The 21,020-nt window shown below is 71.0% G+C and carries 24 protein-coding genes; 7 read left to right on the plus strand and 17 right to left on the minus strand.

Translation table 11 applies throughout. The annotated features are described in order from the left end of the window. Window positions 1-71: 71 nt before the first annotated feature. Complete coding sequence (locus OG905_RS14805) at window positions 72-998, minus strand: anti-sigma factor family protein (RefSeq protein ID WP_328669106.1); 927 nt, start codon at window positions 996-998, stop codon at window positions 72-74. Continuing rightward, window positions 995-1,765, minus strand: a complete 771-nt coding sequence (gene sigE / locus OG905_RS14810) for an RNA polymerase sigma factor SigE (RefSeq protein WP_328669107.1) — start codon at window positions 1,763-1,765, stop codon at window positions 995-997. Before sigE ends, OG905_RS14805 begins: the two co-directional genes overlap by 4 nt. Window positions 1,766-1,896: 131 nt before the next feature. Here sigE and OG905_RS14815 point away from each other — a divergent pair, with 131 nt between their 5' ends. After that, a complete protein-coding gene (locus tag OG905_RS14815) occupies window positions 1,897-2,574 on the plus strand; it encodes an O-methyltransferase (RefSeq protein ID WP_328682341.1) in 678 nt (225 codons plus the stop codon). 101 nt (window positions 2,575-2,675) lie between these two features. On the opposite strand, the gene OG905_RS14820 is transcribed toward OG905_RS14815, so the two are convergent. Then, entirely contained in the window at window positions 2,676-2,843 is a 168-nt protein-coding gene (locus tag OG905_RS14820; protein ID WP_003966491.1) for a DUF3117 domain-containing protein, read from the minus strand. 323 nt (window positions 2,844-3,166) lie between these two features. Here OG905_RS14820 and OG905_RS14825 point away from each other — a divergent pair, with 323 nt between their 5' ends. Beyond that, the gene (locus tag OG905_RS14825) at window positions 3,167-3,967 is read left to right on the plus strand and encodes an enoyl-CoA hydratase/isomerase family protein (RefSeq protein WP_328669836.1); all 801 of its coding nucleotides are present in this window, start codon (window positions 3,167-3,169) and stop codon (window positions 3,965-3,967) included. 6 nt (window positions 3,968-3,973) lie between these two features. Here OG905_RS14825 and OG905_RS14830 read toward each other — a convergent pair whose 3' ends face one another. Both OG905_RS14830 and OG905_RS14835 read right to left on the minus strand, forming a co-directional pair. After that, on the minus strand, window positions 3,974-4,570 hold the full coding sequence (locus OG905_RS14830; protein WP_328669838.1) for a DNA-3-methyladenine glycosylase I: 597 nt from the start codon (window positions 4,568-4,570) through the stop codon (window positions 3,974-3,976). After that, window positions 4,567-4,920: a hypothetical protein gene (locus tag OG905_RS14835; RefSeq protein WP_328669840.1), complete on the minus strand. Its 354-nt coding sequence runs from the start codon at window positions 4,918-4,920 to the stop codon at window positions 4,567-4,569. The genes OG905_RS14830 and OG905_RS14835 overlap by 4 nt, the downstream gene beginning before the upstream one ends. A gap of 101 nt (window positions 4,921-5,021) precedes the next feature. Here OG905_RS14835 and folP point away from each other — a divergent pair, with 101 nt between their 5' ends. Then, window positions 5,022-5,882: a dihydropteroate synthase gene (folP, locus tag OG905_RS14840; RefSeq protein WP_328669841.1), complete on the plus strand. Its 861-nt coding sequence runs from the start codon at window positions 5,022-5,024 to the stop codon at window positions 5,880-5,882. 123 nt (window positions 5,883-6,005) lie between these two features. On the opposite strand, the gene OG905_RS14845 is transcribed toward folP, so the two are convergent. Next, window positions 6,006-6,764 (minus strand): TIGR00730 family Rossman fold protein, encoded by a 759-nt coding sequence (locus tag OG905_RS14845; RefSeq protein ID WP_328669843.1) that lies wholly within the window; start codon window positions 6,762-6,764, stop codon window positions 6,006-6,008. Window positions 6,765-6,834: 70 nt separating this feature from the next. Continuing rightward, window positions 6,835-7,923: a succinyl-diaminopimelate desuccinylase gene (gene dapE / locus OG905_RS14850; protein ID WP_328669845.1), complete on the minus strand. Its 1,089-nt coding sequence runs from the start codon at window positions 7,921-7,923 to the stop codon at window positions 6,835-6,837. A 39-nt stretch (window positions 7,924-7,962) separates the two neighbouring features. Here dapE and OG905_RS14855 point away from each other — a divergent pair, with 39 nt between their 5' ends. Both OG905_RS14855 and OG905_RS14860 read left to right on the plus strand, forming a co-directional pair. Continuing rightward, window positions 7,963-8,910 (plus strand): hypothetical protein, encoded by a 948-nt coding sequence (locus OG905_RS14855; RefSeq protein ID WP_328669847.1) that lies wholly within the window; start codon window positions 7,963-7,965, stop codon window positions 8,908-8,910. Between the two features lie 277 nt (window positions 8,911-9,187). Then, a complete protein-coding gene (locus OG905_RS14860; RefSeq protein WP_328669848.1) occupies window positions 9,188-9,694 on the plus strand; it encodes an ATP-binding protein in 507 nt (168 codons plus the stop codon). 68 nt (window positions 9,695-9,762) lie between these two features. On the opposite strand, the gene OG905_RS14865 is transcribed toward OG905_RS14860, so the two are convergent. Further along, entirely contained in the window at window positions 9,763-10,857 is a 1,095-nt protein-coding gene (locus OG905_RS14865) for a bifunctional succinyldiaminopimelate transaminase/glutamate-prephenate aminotransferase (protein ID WP_328669850.1), read from the minus strand. A 91-nt stretch (window positions 10,858-10,948) separates the two neighbouring features. Further along, window positions 10,949-11,269: a ferredoxin gene (fdxA, locus tag OG905_RS14870; RefSeq protein ID WP_266487120.1), complete on the minus strand. Its 321-nt coding sequence runs from the start codon at window positions 11,267-11,269 to the stop codon at window positions 10,949-10,951. Window positions 11,270-11,383: 114 nt separating this feature from the next. Between fdxA and OG905_RS14875 the strand changes: the two genes are divergently transcribed. Both OG905_RS14875 and OG905_RS14880 read left to right on the plus strand, forming a co-directional pair. After that, window positions 11,384-12,379: a GNAT family N-acetyltransferase gene (locus tag OG905_RS14875; protein ID WP_328669852.1), complete on the plus strand. Its 996-nt coding sequence runs from the start codon at window positions 11,384-11,386 to the stop codon at window positions 12,377-12,379. Window positions 12,380-12,396: 17 nt separating this feature from the next. Further along, on the plus strand, window positions 12,397-13,260 hold the full coding sequence (locus tag OG905_RS14880) for a transglutaminase-like domain-containing protein (protein WP_328669854.1): 864 nt from the start codon (window positions 12,397-12,399) through the stop codon (window positions 13,258-13,260). Window positions 13,261-13,416: 156 nt separating this feature from the next. On the opposite strand, the gene OG905_RS14885 is transcribed toward OG905_RS14880, so the two are convergent. From OG905_RS14885 to OG905_RS14920, 8 genes are all read right to left on the minus strand, one after another. After that, a complete protein-coding gene (locus OG905_RS14885; RefSeq protein WP_443043944.1) occupies window positions 13,417-14,022 on the minus strand; it encodes a response regulator in 606 nt (201 codons plus the stop codon). Further along, window positions 14,019-15,173, minus strand: a complete 1,155-nt coding sequence (locus tag OG905_RS14890; RefSeq protein WP_328669856.1) for a sensor histidine kinase — start codon at window positions 15,171-15,173, stop codon at window positions 14,019-14,021. Before OG905_RS14890 ends, OG905_RS14885 begins: the two co-directional genes overlap by 4 nt. Next, on the minus strand, window positions 15,170-15,910 hold the full coding sequence (locus OG905_RS14895) for an ABC transporter permease (RefSeq protein ID WP_328669858.1): 741 nt from the start codon (window positions 15,908-15,910) through the stop codon (window positions 15,170-15,172). The genes OG905_RS14890 and OG905_RS14895 overlap by 4 nt, the downstream gene beginning before the upstream one ends. Next, the gene (locus OG905_RS14900) at window positions 15,907-16,836 is read right to left on the minus strand and encodes an ABC transporter ATP-binding protein (RefSeq protein WP_328669860.1); all 930 of its coding nucleotides are present in this window, start codon (window positions 16,834-16,836) and stop codon (window positions 15,907-15,909) included. The genes OG905_RS14895 and OG905_RS14900 overlap by 4 nt, the downstream gene beginning before the upstream one ends. A gap of 155 nt (window positions 16,837-16,991) precedes the next feature. Continuing rightward, the gene (locus OG905_RS14905; RefSeq protein ID WP_328669862.1) at window positions 16,992-19,196 is read right to left on the minus strand and encodes a hypothetical protein; all 2,205 of its coding nucleotides are present in this window, start codon (window positions 19,194-19,196) and stop codon (window positions 16,992-16,994) included. Window positions 19,197-19,501: 305 nt separating this feature from the next. Next, window positions 19,502-19,876 carry a DUF6113 family protein gene (locus OG905_RS14910; RefSeq protein ID WP_328669865.1) on the minus strand — a complete coding sequence of 125 codons (375 nt, stop codon included), beginning with the start codon at window positions 19,874-19,876 and terminating at the stop codon, window positions 19,502-19,504. Then, window positions 19,873-20,760 (minus strand): N-acetyl-1-D-myo-inositol-2-amino-2-deoxy-alpha-D-glucopyranoside deacetylase, encoded by an 888-nt coding sequence (gene mshB, locus OG905_RS14915; protein WP_328669867.1) that lies wholly within the window; start codon window positions 20,758-20,760, stop codon window positions 19,873-19,875. Before mshB ends, OG905_RS14910 begins: the two co-directional genes overlap by 4 nt. 49 nt (window positions 20,761-20,809) lie before the next feature. After that, window positions 20,810-21,004 carry a hypothetical protein gene (locus tag OG905_RS14920; RefSeq protein WP_142213873.1) on the minus strand — a complete coding sequence of 65 codons (195 nt, stop codon included), beginning with the start codon at window positions 21,002-21,004 and terminating at the stop codon, window positions 20,810-20,812. Between the last annotated feature and the right edge of the window lie 16 nt (window positions 21,005-21,020).

The following is a 21,020-nucleotide window of genomic DNA, read 5'->3' on the forward strand; positions in this document are numbered from 1 at the left end:
CCACTGCGCACCCCTGTGGGGCACCCCTCAGAGGATTCAACCAGGTTTGCGAATCTCCGCGCAGGTCCCCGTCAGTGGCGGGGTGACCGGGGCGCAGCAGGATGCGTCGGAGCAGCGATATGTGTGGGAACGGGTGTGGCCGTGGGGGTGAGACCGGGCGCGGTGGCGAGCTGGAACGCCGAGCCCGTCGGACGTATCAGCGGGGGGCCGGAGAGCGAGGTGTCCGTCAGCATCGGTGCGGAGAAGGCCTGGTTGTGCGGCGCGGCCGGGGCCAGCAGGCTGGGCTCCGCGGCGACGACCGGCCGACTGTCGGGTCTGCCAAGGCCGCCGCCCCCGCTGCGGGGGCGCTCGGCATCCGTGGTCCTGATGCCGGTCACCCCGGAACCCGAACCGGTGGCCGTACGCAGTGGCGTGACGTTGTTCCCCGAGCCCTCGCCTCCGGGCCCTGCCTGGAGTGGAGCGTCGAGCGGCATGGCCCCGCCGAGGGCGATCGCCGCGAACGAGACGGCGCTCGCGGCCGCGAAAGCGAACCGGCGCCCGCGCCAGGGCGAGCGCTCCGCTTCCGAACGCCCCACGTCATGGATCCGGAAGCCGCCGGACCTGTCGGGAAGCACGGACGCGTGCGGGCCCGTGGGGACGTACCCGAAGGTCTGGGTGCGGGAGTCGGGGGCTTGTCCCGACGAGGGGTTCAGCGCTCCGAATACGGAGTCGGCGATCCGCCCCCCGTCGAAGGGACCCCCCCGGTCGTCGTCACCTCCGGGGCCGGCGGGCAGCCCTTGGAGCCGCGCGAGCAGCCCCTCGGAGGGCGGCGGCGGCGCGGTGTGCGCGAAGACGTTCTTCAGGCGGCGCTGGGCATCGGCCTCGGCCTTGCACTTGGGACAGGTCGCCAGATGGGCCAGTACCCGGTCCCGTACGTCGTGTTTCAGCTCGCCGTCGACAAGCGCGGCAAGCCGGTCCCCCAGGTGCTGCTCCGCGGGGGTGGGACTTGAGCCAGTCACGCCGGTCCGCCCTCCCCTGCCAGGCCCACCGCGGCCGTCAGCGTGCGCTGCTGCTCCGCACGGGCCTCCGGGGAACGGTGCTGCAGGGCCTTGCGCAGATGGGACCGGCCGCGGTGGATGCGGCTGCGGACGGTGCCGAGCTTGACGCCGAGGGTCGCGGCGATCTCCTCGTACGACAGCCCCTCGATGTCACAGAGGACCACGGCGGCGCGGAACTCCGGGGCGAGGGTGTCCAACGCCTGCTGCACATCGGCGTCGAAGTGGGTGTCGTTGAAGACCTGCTGCGGGGACGGCTCACGGCTCGGCAGCCGCTCGGCCGCGTCGTCGCCGAGCGCGTCGAAGCGGATGCGCTGCTTGCGGCGGACCATGTCCAGGAACAGGTTCGTGGTGATCCTGTGCAGCCAGCCCTCGAAGGTGCCGGGGGTGTACGTCGACAAGGAGCGGAAGACGCGGACGAAGACTTCCTGAGTGAGGTCCTCGGCGTCGTGCTGGTTGCCCGTCAGTCGGTAAGCGAGGCGGTAGACCCGGCCGCTGTGCGTGCTGACGATCTCCTCCCAGGAGGGAGGGGTCCATGCCTGCGATTCCGCATCCGATGCGAACGTCGCGGTTGCTGCGGAGTCGTGGGTGCGGGACTGGTCAGCAATGTCGGTCACGGATCTCGGCTCACCCGACGACCTGAGGAAGCGCCTCAGCACTCCTCTCCGATCCGCAGGTGCAGCCGCACCTCCCCTGTCGGCTCTGGTGGTGTCCAGCGGAGCCCCTACCATAGCCACCTCGCCCGTTAGCTCCGGATAAGAATCTTTACGCGAATTTGGGTGCTGCTTCCGGTCTTGATCCATGCGCTTACCCCCGTCTTTCATAACGCCTGGTCCCATCTGCGGGTTCCCGGGCACAGCGGATACAGTCAGCGTCGCGCCAACTACGGGGACAGGAGAGGGTCATTACCGCCAACCGGCAGACGAGCTGGGCGTTCGCCGACGCCTTTGTCGCCGAGGACGACGCGCTGCGCTGGGCCCGTGACCGGTCCCGGGAGTCAGGGCTCCCCTCGGTGTCGCCAGGCACGGGTGCCGCGCTGCGACTGCTGGCTGCCACGGCTGACGCGAAAGCGGTGGCCGAAATCGGTACGGGGACGGGTGTCTCCGGGATCTATCTGCTGCAGGGCATGCGGCCCGACGGCGTGCTGACCACGGTGGACCCCGAGCCGGACCGTCAGCAGTTCGCCAAGCAGGCGTTCCGCGCGGCGGGCTTCGCGGGGAACCGGGCCCGGTTCATCCCGGGCCGGGCGCTGGATGTCCTTCCGCGCCTGGCGGACGGCGGGTACGACCTCGTGTTCTGCGACGGCGACCGGATGGAGTCGCTGGACTATCTCGCTGAATCGTTGCGCCTGCTGCGACCTGGCGGTCTGGTCTGCTTCGAGGGCGTCTTCTCTGAGGGCCGCACGGTCGACTCGGCGGCCCAGCCGGCGGAGGTGCTGCGCGTACGGGAACTGCTGCGGGCGGTCCGCGAGAGCCAGGAGCTGCTGCCGTCCCTGCTCCCGGTGGGCGACGGCCTCCTCTGCGCGGTGCGGCGCGGCTGACGCCAGGCCGGAGCTCCGCCCCGAAAACCGCATGGCCCCGGGAAACAGCATTGCCCCGGCACGTCAGTGCCGGGGCAATGAAAAGTGTGGGCGCTTCCGCGTCAGCCGACGACCTTCTTCAGGGCGTCGCCGAGGGCATCGGCTTCGTCCGGAGTCAGCTCGACAACAAGCCGACCGCCGCCTTCGAGCGGAACGCGCATGACGATGCCCCGCCCCTCCTTGGTCACCTCGAGCGGGCCGTCGCCCGTCCGCGGCTTCATGGCCGCCATGCTCGTTCCCCTTCCTGAAACCAGCTCATCGCAGCCGACAACCCAGGTGTCACCGGCATCGAACACATTGCTTCCAGGTCATTATCCCGCATGGCGGGACCCGATGACCAACATCGGTCGGCATCGCTTGCGCAACGCGCTCTCTCAAAACCACTCAATTCGGCGATCCGCCTGCGATACTTCGCCGCCGCGCACCGGGCCGGGCCCGAAGATTGTTTGACGCAGGTCACATGTTCGGTCCCGGCGATCTCCGCCATGCTGGGCCTGAACACTCGCCGAAGATGCCTGAACAACGCCGTTTGAGCCGCAAAGGGGACCCTGCCATGGCCGACTCCGTTCTGTACGAGGTGAGCGACGGACTCGCGACGATCACGATCAACCGGCCCGAGGCCATGAACGCGATGAACACCGAGGCCAAGGTCGCCCTCCGGGACGCGGCCCAGGCAGCCGCCGCGGACCCCTCCGTACGGGCGGTACTGCTCACCGCGGCCGGGCGCGCCTTCTGTGTGGGCCAGGACCTCAAGGAGCACATCGGGACCCTCGCCGCCGCCCGCGAAGCGGGCAGCGGCGACGTCATGACCACCGTGCGCGAGCACTACAACCCCATCGTGCGGGCCCTGACCGAGATGCCGAAGCCGGTCGTGGCCGGGGTCAACGGCGTCGCCGCGGGCGCGGGTCTCGGCTTCGCACTCGCCGCGGACTACCGGGTCGTCGCCGACACCGCCAAGTTCACGACGTCCTTCGCGGGTGTCGCGCTCACCGCGGACTCCGGGGTGTCCTGGACGCTGCCCCGGCTGATCGGCCAGAGCCGCGCTGCCGACCTGCTGCTCTTCCCGCGGTCTTTCTCCGCGCACGAGGCGTACGAGTGGGGCATCGCGAACAAGCTGGTCCCCGCCGACGACCTGGCCGCCGAGGCGGCGGCCGTGGCCCGTGCCCTCGCCGAGGGGCCGACCGTGGCGTACGCGGCGCTCAAGGAGTCCCTGGCCTACGGTGCGGGCCACACGCTCGGCGAGACCCTCGAGAAGGAGGACGAGCTCCAGACGCGGGCGGGCGCCTCGGAGGACCACACGATCGCGGTCCAGGCGTTCATCGGCAAGGAGAAGCCGAAGTACCTCGGCCGCTAGCAGGACCTAGGAGGCCAGGGAGGCGGCCCCGCGGGCGACGCAGTCGCCCAGATGGTCGTCGACGAGCCCGCACGCCTGCATCAGGGCGTACGCGGTGGTCGGCCCGATGAAGCGCAGACCGCGCTTCTTCAGGGCCTTCGCCAGCGCCGTGGACTCGTCGGTGACCGCGGGCACGTCGGCGATCGTGCGCGGAGCCGGCCGATTCGCCGCATCCGGGGCGTACGACCAGATCAGCGTGTCCAGCTCGCCGGCCGGCCAGTCGGCGAGCACACGCGCGTTGGCGAGGGTCGCCTCGACCTTGGCGCGGTTGCGGATGATCCCGGGGTCGGCGAGCAGTCGCTCCTTGTCGGCGTCGGTGAACTCCGCAACGGATGCGATCTTGAAGTCCTCGAAGGCGGTACGGAAGCTGTCACGACGGCGCAGAATGGTGATCCAGGACAGGCCCGACTGGAACGCCTCCAGGCAGAGCCGTTCGAACAGCGCGTCGTCGCCGTGGACCGGGCGGCCCCACTCCTCGTCGTGGTAGGTGACGTACTCGTCGGCGGACAGGCCCCAGGGGCAGCGCAGCTTCCCGTCAGGCCCGGGGACGGCGCCGCCCGTCACTGCTCGGGCTCCTCGCCGGGCTTGGTGAACAGGTCGCGCCTGCCCCCCGCGGCGGCCTGCGCACCGGCCAGCGCGGACTCCAGTTCGGCGATGCGCGCGTCCCGCTCGGCGAGCTCCGCGCCGAGGCGGCCCAGCACATCGTCCACATCGGACATCCGGTAGCCACGCGGTGCGACCGGCAGCCGCAGCGCGTCGACATCGGCCCGGCCGACGGGGCGGGAGACCGGCAGCGGATCCACCAGCTGCTCGGGCGCCACCTCCGGCAGAGCCGCACTGTCGCCGCCGCCGACCACGGCGAGTGTGACCGCGGCGACGACCACGACCATCGCGATCAGCAAGAACAAGAACACGAGCGACCCTCTCCCCGGAGCGGAAACTGTCCGGTGCTGATCGTGCCACGACCCTCTGACAGTTAGGGTCGCAGGCGGACGACCTGAGGAGGAAACCGCTGATGCTGCGGCTGGGACGGCGCGAATTCGACGTGCACGAGCCGGTGATCATGGCGATCGTTAACCGTACGCCTGACTCCTTCTACGACCAGGGCGCGACGTTCCGCGACGAGCCCGCGCTCGCCCGCGTCGAGCAGGCCGTGGCGGAGGGCGCCGCCATCATCGACATCGGTGGCGTGAAAGCCGGTCCCGGCGAGGAGGTCACTGCCGAGGAGGAGGCGCGGCGGACGGTCGGCTTCGTGGCCGAGGTCCGCAGGCGGCACCCGGACGTCGTCATCAGCGTCGACACCTGGCGGCACGAGGTGGGCGAGGCGGTCTGCGAGGCCGGCGCGGATCTGCTCAACGACGCGTGGGGCGGCGTCGACCCGAAGCTGGCGGAGGTGGCCGCGCGGTACGGCGCCGGCCTGGTGTGCACCCACGCCGGCGGCGCGGAACCGCGGACCCGGCCGCACCGGATCGCGTACGACGACGTGGTCGCGGACATTCTGCGGGTGACGCTGTCGCTGGCCGAGCGGGCGGTGGGGCTCGGGGTGCGCCGGGACGGGATCATGATCGATCCGGGGCACGACTTCGGGAAGAACACACGCCATTCGCTGGAAGCGACACGGCGGCTCGGGGAGCTCGTCGCGACGGGATGGCCGGTGCTGGTCTCGCTCTCGAACAAGGACTTCGTCGGCGAGACGCTCGACAAGCCGGTGAAGGAGCGCGTGATCGGGACGCTGGCGACGACGGCGGTGTCGGCGTGGCTGGGGGCGCAGGTGTACCGGGTGCACGAGGTGGCGGAGACGCGGCAGGTGCTGGACATGGTGGCGACGATCGCGGGGCGCCGGGGGCCGGCGGTGGCGAGGCGGGGGCTGGCGTAGGCGGGCGGTGCGGGTGCGGTACCGGGTGCGGGTTCGGGGCGCCTGCGGCGGGCCTGTTCCCCTACCCGCAAAACGCCGGACGGGCTGAACTGCAGCCCGTCCGGCGTTTGAAGCCCGCCAGAACTACCGGCCCGTCTCCTTCGTGACCATCGAGACCGCCTCCTCCACGTCGTCCGTGACATGGAACAGCAGCAGATCGTGCTCCGACGCCTTCCCCTGCGCCACCACCGTGTTCCGCAGCCAGTCCACCAGGCCGCTCCAGTACTCCGTGCCGAACAGCACGATCGGGAAGCGCGTGACCTTCCGCGTCTGGACCAGGGTGAGCGCCTCGAACAGTTCGTCCAGCGTGCCGAGGCCGCCCGGCAGGACCACGAAGCCCTGCGCGTACTTCACGAACATCGTCTTGCGGACGAAGAAGTAGCGGAAGTTCACGCCGATGTCGACGTGCTGGTTGAGCCCCTGCTCGAAGGGGAGCTCGATGCCCAGGCCGACCGAGATGCCCTCGGCCTCCCGCGCGCCCTTGTTCGCCGCCTCCATCGCGCCCGGGCCGCCGCCCGTGATCACCGCGAAACCGGCGTCGACGAGGGCCCTGCCGATGCGGACACCCGTCTCGTACTCGGGGGTTCCCGGCGCCGTGCGGGCCGAGCCGAAGACGCTGATCGCGCTGGGCAGTTCGGCGAGCGCGCCGAAGCCCTCAACGAACTCCGACTGGATACGCATGACCCGCCAGGGGTCGGTGTGCACCCACTCGGAGTCGCCCTCGGTGTCCAGCAGCCGCTGGTCGGTGGTGCCGGGCTGGACCTGTTGCCTGCGGCGCAGCACCGGTCCCAGTCGCTGTTCCGCCAGCGCCCGCAAACCCTCGGGTCCCTCGGGGTTGCCCATGACCTGCTCCCTCCGCCGAACATCAATGCTTCGGCCCAGGGTAGGTCGGCGAACGTTACGACATGTGAAATCAGGGCTGTCGGGCAGTGAGCCAGTCGCGGAGCCGCGTCTCGCAGTGCGTGATCTTCTCGACGGAGACGTGCTCGTCCCGCTTGTGGGCGAAGAGCGCGTCGCCCGGTCCGTAGTTGACCGCGGGCACCCCCAGCCCGCTGAAACGTGAGACGTCCGTCCAGCCGAACTTGGGCTGCGCGCTGCCGCCGACGGCCTCCATGAACGCTGCCGCGGCCGGGTGCGAGAGCCCCGGCAGCGCTCCGCCCGAGTGGTCGTCCACCACGAACTCCTCGACGCCGCAGTCCGCGAAGACCTCGTGGACATGCGCCAGGGCCTCCTCCTCGGTGAGGTCGGGCGCGTAGCGGTAGTTGACGACGACGGTGCACTCGTCGGGGATGACGTTGCTGGCGACGCCGCCCTCGATGCCTACGGCGTTGAGCCCCTCCCGGTACTCGAGGCCGTCGATCACCGGCCGCCTCGGCTCGTACGCGGCGAGGCGGGCCAGGATCGGGGCCGCGGCGTGAATGGCATTGGACCCCATCCAGCTGCGCGCTGAGTGCGCCCGCTCCCCCGTCGTACGGAGAAAGACCCGCAGCGTGCCCTGGCAGCCGCCCTCGACCTGGGCGTCGGAGGGCTCCAGAAGGACCGCGAAGTCACCCTCCAGCCAGTCGGGGTGGGCTTCGGCCACATGACCCAGACCGTTGAGGTGTGCGGCGACCTCTTCGTTGTCGTAGAAGACGAAGGTGAGATCACGGTTGGGCTCGGGGACGGTCGCGGCGATGCGCAGCTGGAGCGCGACGCCCGACTTCATGTCGCTCGTGCCGCAGCCCCAGAGCACCCCGTTCCCGTCCAGCCGGGAGGGCACGTTGTCCGCGATCGGGACGGTGTCGATGTGCCCGGCGAGGATGACCCGCTCGCTGTGCCCGAGGTGGGTGCGGGCGACGATGTTGTTCCCGTGCCGGTCGACGGTGAGGTGCGGCAGTTCGCGCAAGGCCTCCTCGATCGCGTCGGCCAGGGGCTTCTCGGTGCCGCTGACCGACGGGAAGTCGACGAGTGCTGCGGTGAGCGCCGGGGCATCAAGAGTGAGGTCAAGCACGGTGTCGGGCATGGCTCCGACCTTAACGCGGGCTCCAGTACGGTGGGCAGCGTGTCCGAGACCGCCTCCCCAGTCCGGCGCGGCCGCCTCCTGCGTATCGCGGCCGCGTTCGCCGTGCTGCTGGCACTGATCGGTTACGTCGTCGTGCAGCACGTCACCGGCGGCCGCACTCCGCGCTGCACGGTCCGGGCGCCCCAGGGCGAGGACGGCGGCCCCAGGTACGAACTCAGCGCCGAGCAGGCCGCGAACGCCGCGACGATCTCCGCGGTCGGCACGACCCGCGGCATGCCGGAGCGCGCGGTCACCATCGCGCTCGCGACGGCTCTCCAGGAGTCGGGCCTGCGCAACCTCGGGCACGGGGACCGGGACTCGCTCGGCCTCTTCCAGCAGCGCCCCTCGAAGGGGTGGGGCACGACCGCCCAGATCCTCGACCCCGTCTACTCCGCAGGGAAGTTCTACGAGCACCTCGCCGAGGTCCCCGGCTATTCGCGGCTCCCGCTGACGGTCGCCGCGCAGCGCGTCCAGCGCAGTGGTTTCCCGCAGGCGTACGCGAAGCACGAGCCCGATGCGACGCTGCTGGCCGCGGCTCTGACCGGTCGCGCGGGCGGGGCTCTGACCTGCGAGTCGCGCGAGGACGACACGGCGGGCGACCCGGGGAAGGTCCGTGCCGAGCTGGTGCGGGCGTTCGGTCCCGAGGTGCTGCCGACGGCACGGACCTCGGGCCGGACGGGAGCGCCCGGCCCGCGCGAGGTGTCCGTACCGGTGCCGTCGACGGCCGGGACGTACGGCGGCGGGGCCACCCAGCGGGGTTGGGAGCTGGCGCACTGGGCCGTTGCGCGGGCGGACGGGCTGCGCATCGAGGAGGTCTCGTACCGGGGCCGGGTGTGGAGCGCGCGCAATTCCGGGAAGGGCTGGCATTCCGCCGGTAAGAACCCGCCGTCGGAGGGGTCCGCGGCGGAATCCGGTACCGCCGACGTACGAATTCGCCTCGCACGCTGATCCGGACACTCCCTCGAACGAGGCACTCCACTCATCTCGGGACAGGAACACTCGCGGCTGTTCGACCCACGTACGACCGATCCCTCAATTCCCTTGCAAGCAACGGGAAGTGACGGTTCGGCAGACGGTTGCGCAATGGAATGTTTGCCCGTCTTTATCCGAAGCCGATAATGCGACGCATTGCAAACTCTTTACCTCGGGGCACCGCAACTTCTGCCGCCCTTCCGGCGGTTGTCACTGCGTCCGAACCAAAGTCCTTCTCGTCTCTAGGAGCATCATGTCCCTCCCCCTGACCCGTCGGATCGCCCGTGCCGCGCTGCTCATCGCGGCGGGAGCAGCCCCCGTGGTCGGTGCGGCCGGCTCCGCAAGCGCCGTGGAACTTCCGCAGGCCCCGGTGGGCGGCCTGACCGCGCTTGACACGGACGGCCTCGGCGACACGGTCGACGGTGCGTCGCAGAAGACCACCGACCTGGCGGGCAAGACCGGCGGCAATGCGGTCAAGAAGGCCGTTCCGACCGCGGGCAAGGCCGTCGACAAGGCCGGCAAGACCGTCGGAAAGACCGGCAAGTCGGCGCCCGGCACCGCCCAGGAGGTGGCCGGTGACACCGCGGGCAGCGCCGGCGAGGTCGTGGGCGGCACCGCCGGCACCGCGACGCAGTCGCTCGGCGGCCTCCCCGTCGGTGGCGGCCTTCCCGGCGGAGGCGACCTTCCCGGCGGAGGCGACCTCCCCGTCGGTGGCGGCCTGCCCACCGAGCAGCTGCCCGTGGCGTCCCCGCTCGGCTAGTCCGTACACACCGAAGGGGCCCCGGGAGTCTGTGCTCCCGGGGCCCCTTCGCACGTTCTCGGCCGGACTCAGCCCAGGCGCTTGACCGCCGCCTCGACGCGCTCGTCGGTCGCCGTGAAGGCCACCCGTACGAAATGCTCACCGGCCGTCCCGTAGAAGTCGCCCGGCGCCACCAGAATGCCGAGCTCCGCCAGGTGCGCCACCGTGTCCCAGCACGGCTCGTCGCGCGTCGCCCACAGATAGAGGCTGGCCTCGCTGTGCTCGATCCGGAAGCCGTGCCCCTCCAGTGCGGTGCGCAGAGCGGTACGCCGGGCCGCGTACCGCGCCCTCTGCTCGCTGACATGGACGTCGTCGCCGAGCGCCACGACCGTGGCGGCCTGCACCGGCGCGGGCGTCATCATGCCGCCGTGCTTGCGGATCTGCAGCAGCTCGCCCAGCACGCTCTCGTCACCGGCGATGAAGGCCGCGCGATAGCCGGCCAGGTTGGAGCGCTTGGAGAGCGAGTGGACGGCGACGACACCCTCGTACGTACCGCCGCAGACATCCGGGTGCAGAACCGAGACCGGCTCCGCCTCCCAGCCCAGCTCCAGATAGCACTCGTCGCTGAAGACGAGCACGCCGTGCTCGCGCGCCCACGCGACGATACGGGTCAGCTCGTCCTTGGCCAGCACGCGGCCGGTCGGATTGGAGGGCGAGTTGAGCCAGAGCAGCTTGAGCCCGGCCGGGTCGAGCTCGGTCGGGTCGTCGTAGACGACGGCCTCTGCGCGGGCCAGCCGCGCGCCGACCTCGTACGTCGGATACGCGAGCCGCGGGTGGGCGATCTTGTCGCCCGGGCCGAGACCCAGCTGGGTCGGCAGCCATGCCACCAGCTCCTTCGAGCCGACGACGGGCAGGACGTTCGTGTGCGCGACGTCGACCGCGCCGAGGCGCCGCTCGACCCAGCCGGTGAGCGCGTTCCGCAGCTCCACCGTGCCCCACACCGTCGGATAGCCGGGCGAGTCGGCGGCCGCGACCAGGGCCTTTTGGATCAGGTCCGGGACGGAGTCGACCGGAGTGCCGACGGAGAGGTCCACGATGCCGTCGGGGTGGGCGGCGGCCGTCGCCTTGTACGGCTCGAGCTTGTCCCAGGGGAAGACGGGAAGGCGCGAAGAGACTGCGGACACGGGCTTCTCTTTCTGTCTTTCCGGGTTGAACGCTTCGGTCCCGTACGGACGACGAAGCCGTACGGGACCGGGGGAGCACCCGCCGCGGGTCCTACTGGTTCTGCGGCGGAAGTGCGGCGATAAAGGGGTGGTCGCGCTCGATCAGGCCGAGCTTGGAAGCACCACCGGGCGAACCGAGATCGTCGAAGAACTCGACGTTCGCCTTGTAGTAGTCCTTCCACTCCTCGGGGGTGTCGTCCTCGTAGAAGATCGCCTCGACCGGGCAGACCGGCTCACAAGCACCACAGTCGACGCATTCGTCCGGGTGGATGTACAAGGACCGGGAGCCCTCGTAGATGCAGTCGACGGGGCACTCCTCGATGCACGCCTTGTCCTTGACGTCGACACAAGGCTGCGCGATGACGTAGGTCACGCTGTCGTTCCTCCTCGGTAGGGCTGGCATTGCGCGGGAGCGCGGCGTCGTCGATGCCCGCCCCTAGTATCTCCGTTCCTGGGGACGATCCGAACAGGAGGGGCGCGCAGACCTGTGGAATTCACCGGCGGCGGACGGCTCGAGGTCCGTATTACACCCGCTGACGTGGGCAAACGTGTATCAGTCCGGCGCCTGACCGATGCTGACAGCGGGCTGACGAAGTTCACCGACACGGTTGGCGTTCTCACATCCTGGAAGGAGGGTGTGCTGCTGATCACACGACGGACCGGAGAGAGTGTCCGTATCGCGGAATCGTCCCTGGTCGCGGGCAAGGTCGTCCCTGCCGCGCCGGCTCGGCGGCGGGGTCCCGCGGCGGACTTCGAGGAGCTCGCGCGGGTCATGGCGCGCGCCTGGCGGCCGGTGGAGAGCGAGCGGCTGGGCGAGTGGACGCTGCGGGCGTCGTCCGGCTTCACGCGGCGGGCCAACTCGGTGCTGCCGCTCGGCGACCCGGGGCTGCCTCTCGACGAGGCGCTCGCGCAGGTGCGCACCTGGTACGAGCGCCGGGGACTGCCCGCGTACATACAGACGGCGACCGGCGCGGCGGGCACCCAGGAGGAGCTCTGCGCGCAGCTGGAGGCGCGCGGCTGGCTGCGCGAGGTGTCGGCGGAGGTGCGGATCGGGGGCCTGGCGCCCATCGGCGACCTGGACGCGGAGGTGGAGCGGGTGCGGCTCACGCGCTCTGTCGACGAGGCGTGGCTGCGGCGCTACCAGCGGTCCGGTGTGCCCGGGCCGCACGTGCTTCACGTCCTGGAAAGCGGCCCTTCGGTATGGTTCGCAACCGTGCCCGGCGAGGGTGAGGTGCCTGCGGCCATCGGGCGGTGTGTGGTCGACGGACGCTGGGCGGGCTTCATGGCTGTGGAGGTGGACCCGGCGTACCGGCGTCAGGGCCTGGCCACCACGGTGATGACCGCGCTGGCGCGGCGCGCGCTGGAGGAGGGCGCGTCGGCCGCGTGGCTGCAGGTGGAGACGGACAACGACGGGGCGCGTGCGCTGTACGAGGGGATGGGCTTCGCGACCCATCACCGTTATCACCACTTCCGGCCCGCGTAGGCGGGTACGAAACGCGTATGCACGACGAATCCCCCGACATGCCCGCCGACCGGTCCGCCGACCGGCGGCAGCAGTTCGCCGAGGAGGCCCGCTCCGAGCGACCCGACCTCGCGGCGCTGTGCCTGCTGGTGGGCGCGGTGGCCGACCCGGCCGTGGACGACCCCGCCCTGGACGCGGCCCAGATCGAACTGGACCGTCTGGCCGGACTGCTCCCCTTCGGTCTCTCCGCTCCCCACGCCTGGGCGACGGCGCTGGCCGACCTCCTCGGCGGACGCCTCGGCTTCAGGGGCTCACCCCCTGACTACCAGCGCCTGGAGTCCTCCCTCCTGCACGAAGTCCTGCGGCGCCGTCGGGGCCTGCCCATCCTGCTGTCGGTGGTCTGGATCGAGGTCGCCCGCCGTGCGGGGGCGCCGGTGTACGGGGTGGCCCTGCCGGGCCACTTCGTGGTCGGCTTCGGCGACCCGGCCGCTACGGACGAGCAGGTCCTCGTGGACCCCTTCGCGGGCGGCCGGCTGCTGACGGGATCGGACGCGGACCTGCTGGTCGCGGGCGCGACGGGCGCGCCGCTCGACCCGTCGATGCTGTCGGCGGCGGATCCGCTCGACGTGGTGCTGCGCATCCTCAACAACATCCGCGCCTGGGCGTCGACCCGCCCGGAACGCTCGGACGTCGCCCTGTGGGCGGTGGACCTGTCCCTGTTGCTGCCCTCGCATCCGGCACGGCTGCGCTACGAGCGGGCGCAACTGCTCGTACAGCGCGGGGAGTTCCTGACGGGCGCGGCGGAACTGGATGCGTACGCGGACCTGGTGGCGGCGGTGGACCGGGCCGCGGCGGACACGATCAAGGGGCGTGCGCGGGCGGCGCGGGCGATGCTGAACTGAGTCCCGGACGTCCTGGATGTTCGGGTATCCCGGGTGCCCCGTGTCACACTCGCGCGCGGTCGCGACTCTCATCCCGTAGAAGATCGAGTCCGCGCTGCGCCACTCGCCCTGCGCCTGCCCGCGGTGCGCTCACTCGAAGTGACGGGTCCCGGCGGCCTACAGCCAGCCCTTCTCCCGTGCCGTCCGCACCGCCTCCGCCCGGTTTCTGACCGCGAGCTTCTGGATCGACGTCGAGAGGTAGTTGCGCACCGTCCCCTGGGACAGGTGCAGGTGCGCGGCCAGTTCCGCGTTCGTCGCGCCGTCCCCCGCCGCCCGCAGGACCTCGCGCTCGCGGTCGGTGAGCGGGTTCGCGCCCTCCGCCAGGGCCGCCGCGGCCAGGGTCGGGTCGATGACGCGTTCGCCGGCGAGCACCTTGCGTACCGCGTCGGCCAGTTGGGCCGCGGGGGCGTCCTTGACCAGGAAGGCGTCCGCGCCCGCTTCCATCGCCGTACGGAGATAGCCGGGGCGGCCGAAGGTCGTGAGGATGACGATCTTCACCGCGGGGAACTCCGCGTGGAGTTCGCGCGCCGCCTCGATGCCCGTCCTGCCCGGCATCTCGATGTCGAGCAGCGCAACGTCCACCTCGTGGGCGCGCACCGCCGCCAACACCTCGTCACCGCGTGCCACTTGGGCGACCACCTCGAAGTCCGGGTCCAGGCCGAGCAGTGCCGCAAGGGCCTCGCGGACCATCGACTGGTCTTCGGCCAGGAGGAGTCGGATCACGAGGCGGATCCTAGAGGGACCCGCACGGTGAGCGTGAAGCCGCCCTGAGAGCCTCGGCCGGAGCCGGTGTCGACCGTGCCGCCGACGTCCGTGATGCGTTCGCTCAGGCCCGTCAGGCCGTTGCCGAACGACGCGCTGCCGCCACGGCCGTTGTCCTCAACCGTCAGTTCGAGGACCGGGCCGTCCAGCGTCTGGCGCGGGGTCAGCGCGACGACGCAGCGGTGAGCGCCGCTGTGGCGTACGACATTGGTCACCGCCTCCCGCAGCGACCAGGCCAGTGCCGCCTCCTGCTTCTCGGCGACCTCCGGGGCGTCGGCGGGAACCTCGGCCGTGATTCCGGCGGCGGCCAACGCGGTGCGCGCGCCGGCCAACTCGCCCGGCAGCGTGGGCCGCCGGTAGCCGGTGACCGCTTCGCGTACGTCGACGAGTGCCTGGCGGCTGACCTTCTCGATGTCGGCGATCTGCTGCGCGGCCCGCTCCGGCTGGTCCGGCAGCATCCGCCCGGCGAGCTCGCTCTTGAGGGTGATCAGGGAGAGGGAGTGGCCGAGCAGGTCGTGCAGGTCGCGGGCGAGCCGCAGCCGTTCCTCGTTCGCCGCGAGCTGGGCCACAGTGGCGCGGGCCTCACGCAGCGCCTTGGTCGTCACGACCAACTGGCGCACTCCCGTCAGCGCGAAGCCACCGAGCAGGGCCGGGATGACGACGGCCGGGAGGACGTCCCCCGGGTTGTCGGTCTTCAGGCCGATCAGGACCATTGCCGCGGTGATACCCGGGATGACCACGCGGGCCTGGTTCAGCGGCAGTGTCGCTCCGGCCGCGACCGAGACGTACACGAACAGCACCAGCCACGCGGAGCCGAGGCTCAGGGTGAGGACCGCCGCGAGGGCGAACAGCACGGCCAGCGTGACATGCACGATGGTCCTGGTCACCGGCTTGGAGGTGTGGCGGAAGACGAGGACCAGATAGACGGCGACGAAGGACACGAGGCCGAGCCACCCAAGTGCGGTGGACCGGCCCGTGTGTTCGCCACGGAGCAGGTCGCTGACCGGGGCGCCCATGAAGACCAGCCAGATGCAGATCCAGAGCAGCTTCACCGCGGCCTGGCGGCGGGTGGTCGGCGGGCGCCCGATCCTGGCGAAGGTTTCCTCGTTCACGCCTTCAGTGTGTCCTTCCGGTACAGCCAGGCCGCGCCCCCCGCGAAGAGCACGAAGTACGTCCCGAGGATGGCGATGTCCTTCAGATGCGGGGAGTTGCCGAGCTCGATGGCCTGGCCGAGCCCCGCGTACGCGTGCGTGGGCAGCCATTCCGCGATGTTCTGCAGCCACTGCGGGTAGACGGTGGTGGGCATCCACAGACCGCCGAGGATCGAGAGCCCGAAGTACAGCATCATCGTGACGGGCCGGACCGCGTCTCCGCTCGCGATATAGCCGACGGCCACACCCAGCGCGGCGAAGACCAGGCTGCCGGCCCAGATGGCACCGGTGAGCGCGAACCACTGCCAGGTCTCCAGGCGTACGTCCTTGGCCAGGGCGGCGACCACGAAGACGATCAGGATCGAAGGCAGGGTGACCACGGCCGCACCGGCGATCTTCGCCAGGACATAGCCACGGCCGGGCAGCGAGGTGAGCCGCAGCTGGCGGACCCAGCCCTTCTCGCGCTCCTTGGCGATGCGTTCGCTGTTGCCCATCAGGACGGCGGTCAGCGCGCCGAACGAGGCCATCGCGACCATGTAGAAGGCGGGCATCGTCAGCTCGGTGTGCGGGACCTTGGCCGCGGAATCCTGGGTGCCCGCGATCATCAGGAACAGCGCGGAGGGATAGATCACCGAGAAGAACATGAACTTCTTGTTCCACAGGGTGCGGGTGATCTCCAGCTTGATGAGAGTGTTCACAGCGCCTTGGCCTCCTCGGCCTCCGTGATGGCGACGAAAGCCTGCTCCAGGCCCAGTCCTGCGACTTCGAGATTGCGGGGGTAGACCCCGAGTCCGTACAGCGCGTGGACGGTCGCGTCCGCGTCGTGCGACTGCATGCGGACCGTACGGCCGGACAGGGAGAACGTGGACAGGAACGGCAGTCGGCGCAGCGCGGCCTCGTCGAGCGGTCCCTCCAGGTCGAAGGAGATACGCCGGGCTCCCGCCTTGGCCTTGATCTCGGCGGCCGTGCCGTCGGCGAGGAGACGGCCCCGGTGCAGGACGAGCACCCGGTCGGCGATCGCGTCGGCCTCTTCCAGATAGTGCGTGGCGAAAAGGACCGTACGTCCCTGCTCGGTCTGTTCGCGCATGGTGGCCCAGAAGGAGTGCCGGGCCTGGACGTCCATGCCCGTGGTCGGCTCGTCGAGGACGATCAGATCGTTGGCACCGGCGGTCGCGAGCGCGAACCGCACGCGCTGCTCCTGGCCGCCGGACAGCTTGTTGACCATACGGTCGGCGATCTGGCCGATCCCGGCCTGGGCGAGCACCTGGTCGAGGGGGTACGGCCTGGGGTGCAGGGCGCAGGCGAGCTTCACCAGTTCGCGGACCCTGACCTCCTCCATCAGGCCGCCGCTCTGGAGCATCGCGCCGACCCGGCCGGCCGCGACGGCCCGCTGCGGGCTCGTGCCGAAGAGCCGTACGGAGCCGGTGTCGGCGGGGCGCAGGCCGAGGAGCAGATCGAGCGTGGAGGACTTGCCCGCGCCGTTGGGGCCGAGGAGGGCGACGGTCTCGCCGGGGTGGAGCGTCAGCGAGAGGTCGGCCACGGCGCGGACCGTGCCGTAGCTCTTGTTCACATTCTCGAAGCTCACCACCGGAGTTGTGCGGGTGGGAGCGGCTGTTGTCGTCATGTGTTCAGACTGGCCGCCGGACAGGGTCCGCCGTCAGTGTCGTCGGTCGTGACTCCGGGATGACAGATGTCATGGCCCCCACCATGACCCCGGCTGCGACAAGAGCCCCCGCCCGGTCCGGGCAGGGGCTCTGATCAGCGACGAAGCGGTGGCAGCTAGCTCGGGTTGAGCTCGATGACCGTGGTGCGCTCCTCGGGCGTCTTGCCGCGCAGCGCCGTGCCCATGGCCTGCGCGACATCGTCGGCGGAGACCTGGTGCTTCTTGCCGTCGCCCTTGGTGATCATGACGCCGTCGAAGACGCCGTCCAGGAGTTCGTCGATCGCCTTCTTGTCATAGACCTCGACAAGCTTGCCGTCGATCGCCTTCATGGAAAGGATCTTCGGCAGCGACCTGGCGGGGCCGAACTGGATCTGCTTGCCGCCCGCCTTGATCGTGATCAGGTCGGCCATCGCGGGCTCCGCGAAGGCCTTCATCGCCCGGTCGAGCTCCGTCTGGCTTATGGTCGGCTCGCGGGTGGCGACGGGTAGCTCCACGAGGTTCGGCCTGCCCGTCTCGACCTGGGCGCGGTACGCGTCCTTGACGGAGAGCATGGAGCGTCCGACGTCCAGCGCCTGGCCCGACTTGCCCGGTACGGCCACGGCCTTGCCCGGCTCGAACCTGATCGTGCCCTCGGTGGCCGAGCCCGAGACGCCCGCGAGGTCGGTGAGCGCGACGCTCAGCTTCTCCTCGTCGACCAGGATCACCGGCTCGGCGACGCGCTCGCCGCCGAAGAGGGAGCCGATCACCGAGACCGGGTTGTAGTCGCTGCCCGCGGCGTTACGCACGGTGGCCTGGCTGTCCAGCGAGAGCCCGGCCTTGTCCGGTGCGAGCTGCTCCTTCTTGCCGCCGACGGAGAGCTGCAGCGGGGTGGCCGCGCGCTTGCCGAGAGCGGCGTCGAGCTTGCCGACGGCGTCCTCCTTGGTGCCGCCGCCGATGTCGACACCGAGGACCGTGGTGCTCTTCGGTACGTCGGAGTGGTTCATCAGCAGACCCGCGCCGTACGCGATGCCGAGCAGGGCAAACACTCCCACGCCGGCGAGCACCAGCTTGGAGCGGCCCTTCTTGGCGGGCGCGGAACGGGGGGCCGGGGCGGGCCGGGCCTCGGCGGGCGCGGGAACGGGCACCACCGGGCCACCCGGGGTACCGCTCGTACCGGCCGGGAACTCGGGCGCGGAGAAACCGGCGTCGGGGTCCTGCGGGCCGGGGCCGCCGATGATCGGGGTCGCGAGGGGGTTCGGCCCGGTGCCAGGTCCGCCGGCGGGTCCGGGGCCGGCGAACGTCGGGAAGGGCGAGCGGTGCTCCGGGGGGACCACGGGGATCCCACTGGTGAGCGTGTCGCCGGAGACATGACCACCGGGGGGCTCGGAGGCCGGTCCTGCGGGCTTCTGCGGGGTCAGCACGGCGGTGTCGTCGGACATCAGAGGTACGCCGGAGCCAGGTCCGCCGGAGCCGGGTGCGCCCGGGCCCTGCCCGGGAATGCCGGGGCCGGGGCCCTGAGGCGCGCCCTGGCCGCCCGTACGCGGACGGATCGGCATGCTGCCCTTGACCGGGCCCCCGGTCGGGCCGCTCGGCGGCCGTGCGCCCGGTGGAGGCGTGCTGCCCCCGGGAGCCCCAGGAGCGAAGCCGTTCGTACCCGCGGGCGGCCCGTCAGTGTTCGCCGCCAGGTCGCTGAGCGCGCTGCGCGGGCGCGGCGCGGGCGCCTCGGAACCGGGGCCGGAACCGTGAGGGGCCTGACCCGGGCTGGACGGACGCCCGCCGGACTGCTGCCCGTCGGAGAAGTACGGGAGCCCCGCCCCGGGACCACCGCCGTTCGCAGCCGCGCCGGACCCGCCGGCCGGACCCGCGGGCGCGGACGACTGGGCGCCCGATACCGAAAGCCCCGCCCCGTTCGTACTCGACGACGAGGACTTCCGCGGCGCGAACCAGTCGCTCGCCGGGGCCTTCTCCTCGGCCTGCGGCTCCGCCGCCGCGGCGTCGTGCGCGACGTCCGGCCGGGGCGTGCTGCCCGTGCGCTCGTTGTCCTGGCCACCGGATGCGGCCGCGTGGGCGTCCGCCTCCGCCTCGCTCATCGGCGTACGCATGACGACCGGCGGGATCGGCCGCGAACCCGGGATGTTGATCCGGATGCGGGTGGTCAGCGTGGTCTCGGTCCTGGGCTCGTCCGGCTGCGGCTCTGCGGGCGCGGCGGTCTCGTCCGGAGCGTCCTGCGTGGGATGCAGCGACGGATACTGGCGGGATCCGTACGGCGGTGTTCCCGAGGGGTACGCGGCTCCACCGCGCCCCTGGGGGCCGGAGGACGAACTGTCAGTTTCACGACTCAAAGCAGGTTCTCCCGGTTGGCTCCGCCGCCCGATTCTTACAAGTACGTGCTCTGCTGCGGGCGGCTCGGCGGCGCGCACCACCATACTGGCCGCCGCCGACAGACACCCCGGGACTGTGGAAAGCGACATTCCGCCGACCGTACGGGCATGGTCAGTTCAGTGCCTTCCCACCCCCTGGGGGCGACCCACCCTAGGGGCCCGCCGCGCGGTGTGTGCGTCGGGGGTCCCGCCCGAGGTGAGAGCGGTGTGCGGCACATTGGCCCCGGACCGGCACACAACCGTGGAAGAGGTACCTCGCCCTGCCGTTACTTGCCAAGTCGGCCGGGGTCGCGGCCCGGTTGCGCGAGCCGCGGCAGGGTGGCGCACATCACAGCGATCGCCATTCCACCGAGCATGAAGACGAGCGGCCCCACGCCGGCGCCGAACATGCCGTCGCCCTCCGGGCGGCCGATGCTCAGCGCCACGATCGCCAACAGCCAGCCCACGGCGGGGGCCAGCACGCCGAGCTGGGTGCCGGTCAGCAACAGCGCGCCGTAGAACAGCCCGGCCGTGGCGAGCAGCCCGAGCACCAACCCGGCCGGGAGCCATGCCCCTTGGACCAGTGAGCCCGCGATGCCGACGAGCGCGCCGAACACCGCGAGAGAGAGGTAACCGGCGATCCGGCCGCCGCTGACGCTCATGCCGCCACTCCCGCGAAGAGATCGTGCTCACGCTCTCCGGGCGGCGCGCCCGGCTCGCCCTGCACCAACTGGTAGTACTCCGTCACGAAGATCGGTTGCCCCAGATCGTTGGAGAGTGCGAAGAAGGGGCCGTCCACGGCGATTTGGGAGGCATGGGCGCGCATGGCCGCCGCCTTCCGTTCCGCGTACGGCATGCCGTCGATCTCCGCGGTGATCTCGGAGTCGTCGACCACACCCGGAATGTCGTCGATCTCCGCGATGCCCGGGAAGTCCACTCCGGCGGCGCGCAGCCGCGCGAAGCCTTCCGCGGCCACCGAGCGCGGTACCCGGTTCCAGTAGATCTTGGCGATGGAGTGCGCGCCGCCGAGATCGGGCCGGAAAGCGGGATCGGCGGCCAGCTCGGCGGCGCGCATCGCGACGCGGTGTGCCTGGATATGGTCGGGATGTCCGTAACCGCCGTTGGGGTCGTACGTCACCAGGACCTGGGGCCGCACCGAACGGATGATCTCGACGAGATACGGAGCGGCCTCGTCCACGTCGGTGTTCCAGAACGCTCCCGCGCGATGGTTCTGCGGGACGCCCATCATCCCGGAGTCCCGGAAGCGGCCGGGCCCGCCGAGGAAGCGGTGGTCGGTGACGCCCAGCTCCTTCATCGCGGCGGCCAGTTCGCCGATGCGATGCGGCCCCAGACGGTCGTCCCGGTCGGGCGCGAGGTGGGCGAGGTCCGGCGGAATGACCTCGCCCTCCTCCCCGAGGGTGCAGGTCACCAGCGTGACCCGGGCGTCGTCGGCCGCGTACCTGGCCATCGTCGCGCCATTGTTGATCGACTCGTCGTCCGGGTGCGCGTGCACCAGCAGCAGACGGCGGGCGGGAAGATCCTTCATACGGGACAGCCTACGAGGCCGGACAGCCCCCGCGGCCTGGCCCGCCGCGCTAGAACTTGATGCCCCCGATCATCCCGGCCACATTCGTGGTCAGTTCGTTGATCGTGGGGGCGATGGACGAGCTTGCGAGATAGAACCCGAGCAACACGCAGACCGCCGCATGCCCACCCTTCAGCCCGGACTTCCGGACCAGCAGGAAGACGACGATCGCCAGCAGCACCACCGCCGAAATCGAGAGTGCCACGGCGGTTCACCTCCAC

Source organism: Streptomyces sp. NBC_00322, from assembly GCF_036147535.1.
Classification (GTDB): domain Bacteria; phylum Actinomycetota; class Actinomycetes; order Streptomycetales; family Streptomycetaceae; genus Streptomyces.